Here is a 13,419-nt window from a genome sequence, read left to right as displayed (position 1 = left end):
AGCCTAGGGGAAAATCGGACATTCGCGCGTGCCGTCAGGTGAACGAGTACCCGGATTCGGTGAGGGCCGCGCGTACGCGGGTCTGGTGTTCGGGCCCCTTGGTCTCCAGACTCACGGTCACTTCCACCTCGCCGAGTCTCAGCTCGCCGCTGACGCGGGAGTGGATGACGTCGACCACGCTCACCCCGATGTCCCGTAGCAGCTCCAACAGGGCGACCAGGCCGCCGGGACGGTCCGGAACGGTAGCGGTGATCGTCAGGTATCGCCCGGCCGCCCGCAAGCCGTGGGTGGTGACCTGGGTCAATAGGAGCGGGTCGATGTTGCCGCCCGAGAGAACAACGCACACCTGCCCGTCGAGCCGTAGGTCGGGAATGCTGGTGATGGCCGCAACCGCTGTCGCGCCGGCCGGTTCGACGACCAGCTTGGCGCGTTCGAGTACCAGGACGAGCGCCTGGGAGATCGCCTCTTCGCTGACCGTGACCACCTCGTCGACGAGTTCGGACACATGGGCGAACGGCACCACCCCGGGTTTGGCGACGGCAATGCCGTCGGCCATCGTGTTCATCGACGTCGCCTTGACGGGGCCGCCCCGCGCCAGCGAATCCGGCCATGCCGCCGCCGCTGCCGCCTGCACCCCGATGACCCGGATGGCGCGGTTGTGCAGCTTGATCGCGGCTGCGACGCCTGCGAGCAGACCGCCGCCACCCAGCGGCACCAGCACCGTCCCCACATCGGGCATCTGTTCGAGCACCTCGATGCCGACGGTCGCCTGCCCGGCCACGATGTCCGGGTGATCAAACGGGTGGATCAGCACGGCCCCGGTCTCATCGGCGAAAGCAATTGCGGCATCCAGACTTTCGTCGACCGTGGCACCGTGCATCATGACGTCTGCGCCGTACGCCCTGGTGGCCGCCACCTTCGGGAGCGAGGCACCGGAGGGCATGAATACTGTCGAGGAGATGCCCAGCGTGCCCGCCGACCACGCGACGCCTTGGGCGTGATTGCCCGCACTGGCCGCGACCACACCTCGTGCCCGCTGCCGCTCGTCGAGCCCGGCGATCCGCAGATAAGCACCCCGGGGTTTGAATGATCCGGTGCGCTGCAGGTTTTCGCATTTCAACCAGACATCATGACCACAACGTTCGGACAGCGCCCGCGACGCGACCACCGGAGTCCGGCGCATCACCGGTGCCAGCAGCTGCACCGCCCGGTCGATGTGGGCGACGTCCACCAGCGACTGTGCACTCACCATCTAGCAATCATGCTCTAGTTTGGCGCGCTGGCGCGCGCGTGGCGCGCGGCCGTCCTCGCGTCGTCTTCCCTCGTCTTCGCATTGCTTCGCTCGCTCATCCTCGGTCCAGACAAAGCGAGCGGAGCGAGCAGACTAACCTAAAGCGTTCTCGAGATCCCCGATCAAGTCACCGATGTCTTCGATCCCGACCGACAGGCGGACGAGGTCGGCGGGGACCTCGAGCAATGAGCCGGCGGTGGAGGCGTGGGTCATCGCGGCGGGGTGTTCGATGAGGGATTCAATGCCGCCGAGTGATTCGGCGAGCGTGAACACCTCGGTGCGGTCGCAGAACTGTTGTGCTGCTTCCGATCCGCCGGAGACGCGCACCGAGATCATGCCGCCGAATCGGGTCATCTGCTTGGCGGCGGCTTTGTGTCCGGGGTGGTTGGGAAGGCCCGGGTACAGCACCGAGTCGATCTTGGGATGGGAGCTGAGGAACTCCACCAGCTTTTCGGCGTTGTCGCTGTGCCGATCCATCCGGACGCCGAGTGTTTTGATGCCCCGCATGGTGAGGTAGGCGTCGAACGGTCCCGGAACTGCTCCGGCGCCGTTCTGCAGGAACGCGATGTCGACGTCGAGCTGTTCGTCGTCGGTGACCAGTGCGCCACCCACCACGTCCGAGTGCCCGCCCATGTATTTGGTCGTCGAGTGCAGCACCACGTCGGCGCCGAGTGTCAACGGCCGCTGGAGGTAGGGCGACGCAAAGGTGTTGTCCACCACCAGTTTTGTCTTCGCTTCGTGGGCCACTGCGGCGAGCGCCTCGATGTCACCGATGTTCAGCAACGGGTTGGTGGGTGTCTCGACCCAGACGAGTTTGGTGTTGGGTCGGATCGCGGCACGCACGGCGTCGACGTCGGTGACCGGCGCGACCGAGTACTCGATGCCCCATTGGCTGAACACCTTGTCGATCAACCGGAACGTGCCGCCGTAGGCGTCGTTGGGGATCACCAGGTGGTCGCCGGGACGGAGCGTTGCACGCAGGAGGGCGTCGGTGGCGGCCATGCCCGAGGCGAAGGCCCGGCCGAAGCTGCCCTCTTCCAGGGCCGCGATGTTGGCCTCGAGTGCCTGACGGGTGGGGTTGCCCGTACGCGCGTATTCGAAGCCGCCGCGCATGCCTCCCACGCCGTCCTGGGCGAAGGTCGAACTGGCATAGATGGGTACGTTGACCGCACCTGTCGCCGGGTCGGGTTCGTAACCGGCGTGGATCGCCTTCGTCGAGAAACCTTGCCAGTTGTGCGAGTCGGTCTTGCTGCGCTGCTCACTCATGACATCCAGGGTAGAGCCCGGCCCGCCCGGCCTGCAGTTCGGCCGATGCGAACCGGTTTCCGCCCTGGGGTGACCTGGTCGGCTAGCCGATCGAGCTGACGAAGGCCAGCAGGTCGTGCCGGGTGATGACGCCGATCGGTTTGCCGTCTTCGACGACCATCAGGGCATCGGTGTCGCTGAGCGCTTTTGTGGCCGCCGACACCGGTTCACCCGAGCCGATCAGGGGGAACGGCTCACCCATGTGAGCGCTGACCGGATCGGCGAGGTTTGCCCGGCCCTCGAACACGGCGCTGAGGAGCTCGCGTTCACTGACAGCGCCGGCCACCTCACCGGCCATGATCGGTGGCTCGGCCCCGACGACGGGCATCTGCGACACCTCGTACTCGCGCAGGATCTCGATGGCGTCACGCAGCGTCTCGGACGGGTGGGTGTGCACCAGGTCGGGCAGTGCTCCCGACTTGCCGCGCAGCACGTCGCCGACCAGCGGTTCTTTCTTGGCGTTGCCGTCGAGCGGGGTGCGCAGGAAGCCGTAGCTGCTCATCCACCTGTCGTTGAAGATCTTGCCCATGTAGCCACGTCCACCGTCGGGCAGCAGCACCACCACAAGCGCGTCCGGGCCCTCACGTTCGGCGACCTGGAGTGCGGCGACAACCGCCATGCCACAGGAGCCACCGACGAGCAGTCCCTCTTCGCGGGCGAGCCGCCGGGTCATCTCGAACGAGTCCGCATCGGAGACCGCGATGATCTCGTCGGGGATCGCCGGGTCGTAGGCGGTGGGCCAGAAGTCTTCACCGACACCTTCGACGAGGTACGGACGGCCGGTGCCGCCCGAGTACACCGATCCTTCGGGGTCGGCGCCGATGATCTTGACCTTTCCGCCGGACACCTCTTTGAGGTAGCGGCCGGTGCCGGTGATGGTTCCGCCGGTGCCCACGCCTGCGACGAAGTGGGTGATCTTGCCGTCGGTGTCGTTCCAGATCTCGGGGCCGGTGGTCTCGTAGTGGCTCTCCGGTCCTGCCGGGTTGGCGTACTGGTTGGGCTTCCACGCGCCTTCGATCTCCCTGGTGAGGCGATCGGAGACGTTGTAGTAGCTGTCGGGGTGTTCGGGTGGAACCGCAGTCGGGCACACCACGACCTCGGCCCCGTAGGCACGCAACACGTTCCGCTTGTCTTCGCCGACCTTGTCGGGGCACACGAACACGCACTGGTAGCCCCGCTGCTGGGCGACCAGGGCGAGCCCCACGCCGGTGTTGCCGGAAGTCGGCTCCACGATGGTGCCTCCGGGCTTCAACTCGCCCGACGCCTCGGCGGCGTCGATCATCTTGACGGCGATGCGGTCCTTGGAGCTACCGCCTGGGTTGAGGTACTCGATCTTGGCGGCGACCAGGCCAGATCCCGGTTGGACAACCGAGTTCAGCCGGACCAGAGGTGTGTTCCCGATCAGATCGACGACGTGACTTGCGATGCGCATGACTCCATGGTCCCAGACGCGTTCGATTATGTTGGAGCTGTGTCCGGATCAAGGCAGCGGATGATTCGCGACCTCGCAGCAACCGCGGCCGCCACGGCGGGTACGGCAGGTGCCGGGTGGGGTGCGTGGACCTTCCTCAACGGCCAGGCGCGAGCAGCGCGCACAGTCATCCCGCACCGCACCGACAACGCACCCAACGGCGACGGGATCTATGGCCCCGACGGGATCGGACCGATCCGTTTCCGGCGGAGCGAACCGTTTGATCTGCACCTGATGATCTTCGGCGACTCGACGGCGGCCGGTCTCGGCGCCGAGGTCGCCGACGAGACACCCGGCGTCCAGTTGACGCGAATGCTCGCCGACGAGACGGGCCGGCGTATCCGGTTGAGTACCAAGGCGATCGTCGGTGCGACGTCGCGTGGGTTGTCCGGTCAGGTGGACGCCATGCTCATCGCCGGCCCCCCACCCGACGTCGCGGTGATCTTCATCGGGGCCAACGACGTCACCAGCACCAGCGGGATCCGCGCGTCGGCGAAACGGCTGGGTTCGGCGGTACGGCGGCTGCGCGATGCGGGTGCGCAGGTGGTGGTCGGCACATGTCCCGACCTCGGTGTGGTCGCGATGATCCCGCAGCCGTTGCGCACGGTGATCCGCCAGTGGGGCCTGCGTCTGGCCGCGGCGCAGGCCGTCGAGACCACGGCCGCGGGCGGCAAGCCGGTGCCCCTCGCCGATCTCCTTGCCCGCGAGTTCTTGGCCGCGCCCGATCGGATGCTGTCGGCCGACAACTATCACCCGTCGGCAGCGGGATACGAGCTCGCCGCGCAAACTCTGCTGCCCGCCGTCCTCGCGGCCGTCGGCGAATGGGGCAGCGGGCCGCTACCGGATCCACCCGAGGTCTCCGCGATCGCGGAGGACAACCGGTGGAGTCGCCGGATGCGCGAGTACATGGAACGCGCGGCCCGGCACCGTTGATCGCAGCGAGCGGTCAGGTCCCGCCATGCGCGTTCTCCAGCTGGCGTAACGTTCGATCAGAAACCCTTAAACACTTGCGTGTTCAACTTGATTCTACAGGGAGTCCATATGCCAGAAGCAGTCATCGTCGCCACCGCCCGTTCACCGATCGGGCGCGCGAACAAGGGGTCACTGAAAGATCTGCGGCCCGACGAGATGGCCCGCCAGATGATCGAAGCCGTACTCAACAAGGTGCCATCGCTCGACCGCGCAGACATCGATGATCTGCACTTGGGCAGCGGGCAGCCCGCAGGGCAGGCCGGCTTCAACATCGCCCGTTCTGTTGCCGTACAACTCGGCCTCGACCACGTTCCCGGTGTCACGGTGAACCGCTACTGCTCGTCGTCGCTGCAGACCACCCGCATGGCATTCCACGCCATCAAAGCGGGCGAGGGCGACGTGTTCATCTCCGGCGGTGTGGAGAGCGTGTCGAGCTTCGCCACCGGCAGCGCCGATGGCTGGCCCGACACCAAGAACCCGATGTTCGCCGAAGCGATGGAACGCACCGACAAGGCCACCGCTGGTGGCGCAGGCACATGGGTCGATCCGCGTGAGCAAGGCCTCATCCCTGACGTCTACATCCCGATGGGCCAGACGGCCGAGAACGTCGCCACCTACACGGGCATCTCCCGCGAAGACCAGGATCACTGGGGCGTGCGCAGCCAGAACCGTGCCGAGGAAGCCATCAAGTCGGGCTTCTTCGAACGCGAGATCGAGCCGCTCACCCTCGCCGACGGCACCAAGGTGACCACCGACGACGGTCCCCGCGCCGGAACCACCTACGAGAAGATCAGTCAGCTCAAGCCGGTTTTCCGTCCCGACGGCACCATCACGGCCGGCAACGCGTGTCCGCTCAACGACGGCGCCGCGGCGCTCGTGGTCATGAGCGACACCAAGGCCAAGGAACTCGGCCTCACCCCGCTGGCCCGCATCGTCTCCACCGCAGCCACGGGCCTCTCCCCCGAGATCATGGGCCTGGGACCGATCGAGGCCGTGCGCAAGGCGCTGAAGTACGCCGGACTGGGCATCGGCGACATCGATCTGTTCGAGATCAACGAAGCCTTCGCGGTCCAGGTGCTCGGCTCGGCCAACGAGCTCGGCATCGACCACGACAAGCTGAACGTCTCGGGCGGCGCGATCGCCCTCGGCCACCCGTTCGGCATGACCGGTGCCCGCATCACCGCGACGCTGCTCAACAACCTCAGCACGCAGGACAAGAGCCTGGGTGTGGAGACCATGTGCGTCGGCGGCGGACAGGGCATGGCGATGGTGCTCGAACGCCTCAGCTGATCACTCGGCAGGACACGAAAGAGCCCCGCGACCTGTGGTCGCGGGGCTCTTTTGTGGTTCTGATCGCCTGAGCGCTGTCGAACTAGTCCGAGTTGAAGTAGCTCAGCAGGCGCAGGATCTCGACGTACAGCCACACCAGGGTGACGGTGAGTCCGAGAGCGATGCCCCAGGCCGCCTTTTCCGGTGCGCCCGAGCGGATCAGCTGATCTGCGGCGTCGAAGTCGATCAGGAAGCTGAATGCCGCAAGCGCGATGCAGACGAGCGAGAAGATGATCGCGATCGGTCCGCCGTCACGAAGGCCCAGCCCGTCGCCACCGTTGAAGAACCCGATGACGAGGTTGCCGAGGATCAGCACGAGCACGCCGATCAGGCCTGCGAAGATCATCCGGGTGAACCGCGGGGTGACGCGGATGGCGCCGGTCTTGTAGACGATCAGCATGCCGCCGAAGACACCGAAGGTCGCGAGTACCGCCTGGCCGATCAGGACACCGGCGCTGACGTCGCCGGCAACAACCCAGTTGGCGAAGACGAACGACACCGTACCGACGAACAGACCTTCGAGCAGCGCGTAACTGAGCACGATGGCCGGATTGTCTTGCTTACGACCGAATGTCGCGACGAGGACGAGGCCGAGCCCGCCCAGCGCGCCGATCAGCATCAGCGGCATCGCCAGTGCTTCGTTCTGGCTGGCCAGGAAGTACGAGACGGCCGCCGAGAGGATGAGGACACCGAGGGTGGCGGCTGTCTTCATCACGACGTCGTCGATGGTCAGGGTTCGCGATCCGACCTGCTGCCCTGGACGGGCGTACGGATCGGCAGGCGGCTGCCCCGTCTGTTGATTCCACATCGCGCCCTGGCCGGCGCCGGCTGCACCAGCGCCAAAGCCGGCGTAGCCGCCGGGCCCCTGGTTGCTGCGCACTACTCCGCGCATCACCGGATTGCTGCTTTCACGCACCGTTTTGGTCCCTTCATCAAGTGATCCCACTTATGCACGCTCAACGAGCGGCGTGGCTATCGAGTTCCGACTTTACCTTCTCTTGAACTTCGGTGCAGTCGACTCCCCTGCGGGATCAGCTGTCGGGCCGAAAAGTCGGCTCAGAGCGTCGATCTGGTCAGCCCCACCGGCTGTGACCGCCATCGGCGGGGATCGTCACACCGCTGAGATACGCCGCATCCGTACTGCACAGGAACACCGCGATACGACCGATGTCCTGTTCGGCATCACCGATCCGGCCCAGCGGGATGCTCTTGACAAACGCTTCGGCCTCTTCCGGGTACGTCTCGGTCCACCACTGCAACGACGGCGTCATGGCATGCGGCGCAATGGCGTTGACGCGAATGTTGTCCTTACCCCATTCGCAGCCCGCCGCCCGGGTCAACGAGCGCGTCGCCTCCTTGACGGCGGCATAGGGTCCGTACGTGGCCATGTCCCAGCGGACCGCCGACGACGTCACCAGGTTGATCACCGATCCCCCACCTCTGGCGACCATCAGCGGATGACAGGCCTTCATCAACCGCAGCACGGCGAGCGGTCCGGTTCGGAAGAACCTGGTGAAGTCGTCGTCGGACACATCGAGCAGCGGGATCGGCATCGCATCGTTGGCGTTGTTCACCAGGATGTCGACCCCACCCAACCGTTCTGCGCACGCCTCGACGACGGTGGAGCAATCGTCGGCCTCGCTGACGTTGCCCACCAGGTACTCTGCCCGCACACCGTTGGCTTGCAGTTTCTCGGCAGCCGCGGCCAACGGCTTCTCATGGCGGCCGCAGATGAAGATGTCGGCACCTTCCTTGCTCAGTGCCGAGGCGATGCCGAAGCCCACCCCTTTGCCGCCGCCGGTGATCAATGCAACCTTGCCGTCCAGAACTCCCATGCAGCAGACACTAGCGAAACTAGAACACGTTCACCCCGCGAATGGAGTCACGAATCGGGGCCTCGGCGGCTTCGCTGTTCGACGATGAAGTCACGGATCTCGGTGGGCCCGACGTCTCCACCGATCAAGTCCTTGGTGGCCCGCCCGAGGCACACAGATGTCAGGACCCGTTCGGCGAGTTCGTAATTGTCGCCGATCGCAATGTAAGGCTTTGCGATCATCAACGCGGCGACACCGTGTGCGGCGGTCCACAACTCGAGCACCACGGGGGTCGGATCGCCCTTGTCGACGAACCCCTCGTCCATCAAACGCTCGATCGTCTCGGCGAAGTGAACAAAAGCCGATTGCCCGAGAACGGCATCGGCATCGGTGCCCTCGGCGCAGACCTTCATGGTCGCCACCCGGTACAGTTCCGCGTTCTCGACCGCAAAACGAACATAGGCCATCCCCTGTGCATGTGCCGCTTCCCAGCTGTCCTCGTGCTCGGCCCCAGCAGCGCGCATCACTTCGTCCAGTCGGGTGAAGTACTGCGCGACCACTTCGTCGATCAGTGTGTCCTTGTCGGCGAAGTGGATATAGATCGAAGGCGGTGTGACCCCCACCCGGTTGGCCACGGCACGGATCGAAACTGCCGATTCGTCTCCACTCTCGAGAAGCAATTCGGTTGCAGCCGTGAGGATCTCCGCGCGTAGCTGCTCACCCGAGCCGCGAGGGGACCTGCGGCGCCTCAGTCGTTCGACCGTCATGGCCACCTTCCTCACTCAGACCGAACCTGTCATGGAACTTACGCAGGGGTGCCGGCGCCCACCAGTTTGCCCGACCGGCGATCTTCATGAATGCAGGAACGAGGAACATGCGGATCAACGTCGCGTCCATCAACACCGCCAGCGCGAGACCGACACCGAACATCCGCATGAAAGACACCTGCGAGAAGGCGATTCCGGCAAAGACGATGGCCATCAGCAGCGCGGCGGCCGTCACAACCCGGCCGGTTCTGGCCAGGCCGTATGCAACCGCGTGATCGTTGTCCGCCCTTGTCCTGCCGGACTTGAGCCACTCTTCCCGTATCCGCGACAGCAAGAACACCTCGTAGTCCATCGACAACCCGAAAGCGATGCAGAACATGAGGACGGGCATGTTGGCGATGAGCGTGCCGGTGGTGGTGCTCCCGAGCCCTCCGAGATTGCCGTCCTGGAAAATCCAGACCATCGCGCCGAATGTCGCCGTCAGCGAGAACACGTTGAGCACCAGCGCTTTCACCGGTAGCAGAACCGAACCGGTGAGCAGGAACAACAGGATGAACGTCGTCACGACGATGACAACGAACACCTCGGGGAGGTGATCGATGATGCTGTTGACATTGTCGATGTTCTGCTGTGCCAGACCGCTGAACAACGTCTCGGCGGGTGCCGGCACCTCACGAAGTGCGTCGAGCTGGTCCTGACCGCGCTCGGAGAACGGATCGACGGTCGAGGAGACGGTGAGATAGGCGGCGTTGTCGGCCGTCATGTCGTTGCCACCGTTGCCCACCCGTTGCCCGTCGACGAACGTCCCGACCGGGGTGGTGACCGCGGTGACGTCGGTCACCTGGGAGAGGTCCTGACCGTACCGCGACATCGTGGGCTCGTCGAGGTCGCGGGCCTCCGGGATCACGATGTTGACGGACGCGGATGCGTTCTGTGAATAGTCTTCTCGTAGTTCGTCACCGAGTACGCGCGCGGACGCCGACTCCGGGAGCACGCGGTCGTCCGGGTAGCCGAACTTGATGCCGAGGAACGGGGCACCCAGGACGAGGAGCAACGCGACGACGGCCAGCCCGACCGGGACGGCATGACGCAGGACAAACTGTGTGGAGCGGTACCACATCGACTCTTCGGGTTCGGGCACATGCGGTTCGTCTCGGCCGAGGAGCCTTCGGATGGGCCTGCGCACATCGAGTGAGTCGATCCGCGGGCCGAGCACAGCGATGAGCGCCGGTGCCACCACGAGCGCGGCAGCGGCGGCCAGCGCCACCACGGCCAGTCCCGCATAGGCGAACGACCGCAGGAAGTACATCGGGAAGATCGCCATCGCGGCGAGCGAAAAGGCCACTGTCACAGCGGAGAACAGAACTGTGCGGCCTGCCGTCGCGACGGTGACGACAAGAGCGTCATCCCGGTTTCGTCCGGCCTGCACTTCTTCGCGGTAGCGGTTGATGATCAGGAGTGTGTAATCGATGGCCAGCGCCAACCCCATGGCCGTCGTCAGATTGAGGGCGAAGACGGACACGTCGGCGAAGAGTGTGAAGCCTCGCAGCACAGCCGTGGTTCCGATGATCGCGAAGATACCGATCGCCAGCGGTAGCACTGCCGCGGTGAGTCCTCCGAACACCCAGATGAGAAGTAGGAAACTGATCGGGATCGCCACCGCCTCAGCGACGAACAGGTCACGGCTGGTCTGTTCGTTGACCTGCGAGTAGACCATCGCCTGTCCACCGACGAGAACGTCGATCCCGAGGAACTGGCTGGTGAAAGACGGCGCGCTGAACCGGTCTTCGATTTTCTTGCCATTGCCCGCAGCGTCCTTGTCGCCCCCCGCTACCGTGAACGTGATCAGCCCGGATGTGCGGTCTTCGGAAATGAGCGCGGCTGCTGCTTCCGGATTGTTCCACGCCGAGATGATCGGTCTTTCGACGAATTCCAACGACTCGAGTTCGCGAACCACGGCGTCTGCCGCGGTCCGCGCGGTATCGCTGTCGGCGATGTTGGGTGTGCCCGGCTCGTGCAGGCGGATGACCACCTGCAGGCCCCCGCGCTCGAAGGTGTTGCTCATCACCTCGATCGCCTTGGCCGATTCGGAATCCGGGTCCTGAAATCCGCCGGCGGCCAGATGACCGGACACCGACGAGCCGAGGACCCCGCAGATGATGAGCAACAGCAGCGCTCCGGACAGGACGCGCTTCGGGGCGGCGATGACGCCACGGGCCAACGAGGACAACACGGCAGATCCTTTCGAGTCATTCTCAAGTGATCGCCGTTAAGTTATCAGCACTATCTTAGCGAGGTCAATGCCTTTTACCAGCGCTAATGATCGGAAACACGGCGGCAACCCATAGCCGACCAGAGCACGGGCACTACGCGACCGATTCCACGTGGGCGATCTGTCGAGCGTCCATGCCCAGGCCCCACATGACAACCCGCATCTCACGCCGGACCACCCGATCCTCGTCGCCGAGCAGCCCGATCACCCGTGCCACCTCGCGGGCGCGAACCGCCGGCCTCGCCACATCGACGAGGTGATGCAACGGCGTGCGACGAAGGCCCATCTTTCCGGCGGAGGGCTTGTCCATCCAGCGCGTCGAGATCGAAGAAAACGACACGGACAACATGGGCCGCAGCACCGAGTTCATCATCGTGGCCAACGGACCCGGCATCAGCGGGATGTCGATCCGGTAGCCCTGCCGCAGCAATGCCCGGGTCAAGGTCTTCGACGCCTCGTCTGGTTCGAGGTCGAATTGTGCTCCCACATCGAACAATTCGTTGGCGGCGCCGAAGTTGTCGGGAAGTAATTGCTCGTCCACCCCGATGACCCAGCCGATCCAGCGCCACAGATGCGCGATCGCTTCGTGCTCGGCTGCCGAGTACTGGATGCCGAGGTCTCGTGCCACCTTCATCGGCAACGCCAAGAACCCCCCACCGATGGTCAGGGCGCTGTACGTCTGGCTGATCGGGACGCCCCACTCGGTCACATCCCAGCCACCTTCGGTGATCAGATGGTGTCGGACCATCGCGTGGACCAGGCGGATCCGGAGCGTCTGCGCCCAACCTGCATTACCGGGCAGCATCTGACCCGGTGCTGTCGCCAGCGCGATCCAGCGACCGGTACCCAGCACACGGTCGTACGTGTGTTCCTCGAACCGGCCGGTGGCCGCGAGTGGCCGGACGAATCCGCGCGCCTGATAGCCGTAGATCAACGACTGATAGAGAGTGCTGGACTGGAGGGTTCCGAACTTCCACCAGGCTCGACCACCCGCTTGAGCGACGGCCGCATCGAACCACGGCGGCGGCGTCGATGCGGCATCAAGCAGCCCCCGCAGTCGAGGCGGTGCGGCATCGATCCGTCCAGGCAGGTCGTCGAGGATCTGCAGGATGTCTCGCCAGCCGTATCCGTCGAGCGCAAACATCTCCTCGATGGCGGCTTGGGCAAGCGGGTCACCCATATGCAACCCGGCCTCGAGCCGATCGACGAGGTCGGGATGGCGTTCGCGGACGACGTCCCAATTCGCTGCGCCTGTGATCTCCGATGCACCCATGAATCATGGTGTATTCAACAGGCGCTCGAGGTCAACCCTTTACTACTTCTCCGGCTTCATCGGTCTCGACCGGCAGCTCGACCTCGGGCAGTCGCACCCGTTCGCCGCCCACACCGGCAAAGCCTGCCCAGATCAGCTCGGTGATGTGGTCGACGAGTTCGGCACGATCCATCGTGGGCGTCTTGCTCCACCAGTCCACGGCGGTCCAGATGGCTCCGACCAGGGCGCGCGCCCAGGGCCCGGACGCCCGGGTGTCGGCCCCGAGCTGCGCCAGGGCTATGTCCAGGACCTGCTCGATGAATCCGGTGACCTCGGCCGAACCGACGCCGACCTGCATACGTGGTGCAAGAACAGCTGCGAGCTTGCTGTTGTCCTCCATCCACCGGGCGAGGATGTCGATCACCGACCGCGTTTGTTCCTTGGGGTCGTGCAGGGTGTTGACCATGGTCCCGACCTCTAAGACGAGGTTTTGGGTGTGTCTCTGCGCGAGCGCGGCCAGGAGGTCGCTGCGGTCGGCGAACGCGGCATATACGGCCGAGCGGGTCAGGCCAGCTCGTTTCGCGACACCGGCGAGACCAAAATCGACCCCGTTTTCGATGATTTCCGCCTCAGCGGCATCAAGCAATTCTTCGCGCCGTGCCCCAGGATCAACACCGGGGCCAGGCGGTCGGCCGCGACTGCGTCGAGTGGATCCGTCAGACATGTCGTCCAGTTTGCCACTTTCCTTGCCTCACATAGTTGCCCGAGGTCAATTACGGCGATTCGTCACATGTCTACAGCAGTGAGCCGGCCGTCACCGTCCACTTGTCCAGCTCGAATCAGCTTGTTTCCGAGGTCAGCTCGTGGGCCGTCGATCGGTCGGCAGCGTCAGACCGGCTTCCGACCTGACTCTGCCGGGGGCCCCGCGACGGCCGTGAGCTCCCGT

Annotated in this window: 11 protein-coding genes; 2 read left to right on the top strand and 9 right to left on the bottom strand. The window is 65.0% G+C overall.

Translation table 11 applies throughout. The annotated features are described in order from the left end of the window. Positions 1-34 precede the first annotated feature (34 nt). From ilvA to CSW57_RS05970, 3 genes are all read right to left on the bottom strand, one after another. Positions 35-1,252 carry a threonine ammonia-lyase gene (gene ilvA, locus CSW57_RS05980; protein ID WP_099381821.1) on the bottom strand — a complete coding sequence of 406 codons (1,218 nt, stop codon included), beginning with the start codon at positions 1,250-1,252 and terminating at the stop codon, positions 35-37. Between the two features lie 132 nt (positions 1,253-1,384). Next, on the bottom strand, positions 1,385-2,557 hold the full coding sequence (locus CSW57_RS05975) for a cystathionine gamma-synthase (protein WP_030170888.1): 1,173 nt from the start codon (positions 2,555-2,557) through the stop codon (positions 1,385-1,387). 82 nt (positions 2,558-2,639) lie between these two features. Further along, complete coding sequence (locus CSW57_RS05970) at positions 2,640-4,028, bottom strand: cystathionine beta-synthase (protein ID WP_099381820.1); 1,389 nt, start codon at positions 4,026-4,028, stop codon at positions 2,640-2,642. A 60-nt stretch (positions 4,029-4,088) separates the two neighbouring features. Here CSW57_RS05970 and CSW57_RS05965 point away from each other — a divergent pair, with 60 nt between their 5' ends. Continuing rightward, positions 4,089-5,000 carry an SGNH/GDSL hydrolase family protein gene (locus CSW57_RS05965; RefSeq protein ID WP_099381819.1) on the top strand — a complete coding sequence of 304 codons (912 nt, stop codon included), beginning with the start codon at positions 4,089-4,091 and terminating at the stop codon, positions 4,998-5,000. 108 nt (positions 5,001-5,108) lie between these two features. Beyond that, positions 5,109-6,329: an acetyl-CoA C-acetyltransferase gene (locus CSW57_RS05960; RefSeq protein WP_099381818.1), complete on the top strand. Its 1,221-nt coding sequence runs from the start codon at positions 5,109-5,111 to the stop codon at positions 6,327-6,329. A gap of 82 nt (positions 6,330-6,411) precedes the next feature. On the opposite strand, the gene CSW57_RS05955 is transcribed toward CSW57_RS05960, so the two are convergent. From CSW57_RS05955 to CSW57_RS05930, 6 genes are all read right to left on the bottom strand, one after another. Continuing rightward, positions 6,412-7,284, bottom strand: a complete 873-nt coding sequence (locus CSW57_RS05955) for a Bax inhibitor-1/YccA family protein (RefSeq protein ID WP_099382101.1) — start codon at positions 7,282-7,284, stop codon at positions 6,412-6,414. A gap of 157 nt (positions 7,285-7,441) precedes the next feature. Beyond that, positions 7,442-8,203 (bottom strand): SDR family NAD(P)-dependent oxidoreductase, encoded by a 762-nt coding sequence (locus CSW57_RS05950; RefSeq protein WP_099381817.1) that lies wholly within the window; start codon positions 8,201-8,203, stop codon positions 7,442-7,444. Between the two features lie 47 nt (positions 8,204-8,250). Next, positions 8,251-8,949 carry a TetR/AcrR family transcriptional regulator gene (locus CSW57_RS05945; RefSeq protein WP_099381816.1) on the bottom strand — a complete coding sequence of 233 codons (699 nt, stop codon included), beginning with the start codon at positions 8,947-8,949 and terminating at the stop codon, positions 8,251-8,253. Continuing rightward, positions 8,900-11,182: an MMPL family transporter gene (locus CSW57_RS05940; RefSeq protein ID WP_099381815.1), complete on the bottom strand. Its 2,283-nt coding sequence runs from the start codon at positions 11,180-11,182 to the stop codon at positions 8,900-8,902. Before CSW57_RS05940 ends, CSW57_RS05945 begins: the two co-directional genes overlap by 50 nt. Positions 11,183-11,315: 133 nt before the next feature. Then, a complete protein-coding gene (locus tag CSW57_RS05935; RefSeq protein WP_099381814.1) occupies positions 11,316-12,494 on the bottom strand; it encodes an oxygenase MpaB family protein in 1,179 nt (392 codons plus the stop codon). A gap of 31 nt (positions 12,495-12,525) precedes the next feature. After that, entirely contained in the window at positions 12,526-13,197 is a 672-nt protein-coding gene (locus CSW57_RS05930; RefSeq protein ID WP_084248573.1) for a TetR/AcrR family transcriptional regulator, read from the bottom strand. Between the last annotated feature and the right edge of the window lie 222 nt (positions 13,198-13,419).

The organism is Williamsia muralis (assembly GCF_002735905.1).
Classification (GTDB): Bacteria; Actinomycetota; Actinomycetes; order Mycobacteriales; family Mycobacteriaceae; genus Williamsia; species Williamsia muralis_A.
This window is presented reverse-complemented; position numbering and strand designations above follow the sequence as displayed.

Bases quoted from the DNA above. Each gene is read 5' to 3' on its own strand.
- CSW57_RS05970 (WP_099381820.1), bottom strand. From the start codon at position 4,028: ATGCGCATCGCAAGTCACGTCGTCGATCTGATCGGGAACACACCTCTG.
- CSW57_RS05960 (WP_099381818.1), top strand. From the start codon at position 5,109: ATGCCAGAAGCAGTCATCGTCGCCACCGCCCGTTCACCGATCGGGCGC.
- CSW57_RS05935 (WP_099381814.1), bottom strand. From the start codon at position 12,494: ATGGGTGCATCGGAGATCACAGGCGCAGCGAATTGGGACGTCGTCCGC.
- CSW57_RS05945 (WP_099381816.1), bottom strand. From the start codon at position 8,949: ATGACGGTCGAACGACTGAGGCGCCGCAGGTCCCCTCGCGGCTCGGGT.
- CSW57_RS05930 (WP_084248573.1), bottom strand. From the start codon at position 13,197: ATGTCTGACGGATCCACTCGACGCAGTCGCGGCCGACCGCCTGGCCCC.
- CSW57_RS05965 (WP_099381819.1), top strand. From the start codon at position 4,089: ATGATTCGCGACCTCGCAGCAACCGCGGCCGCCACGGCGGGTACGGCA.
- ilvA (WP_099381821.1), bottom strand. From the start codon at position 1,252: ATGGTGAGTGCACAGTCGCTGGTGGACGTCGCCCACATCGACCGGGCG.
- CSW57_RS05975 (WP_030170888.1), bottom strand. From the start codon at position 2,557: ATGAGTGAGCAGCGCAGCAAGACCGACTCGCACAACTGGCAAGGTTTC.
- CSW57_RS05950 (WP_099381817.1), bottom strand. From the start codon at position 8,203: ATGGGAGTTCTGGACGGCAAGGTTGCATTGATCACCGGCGGCGGCAAA.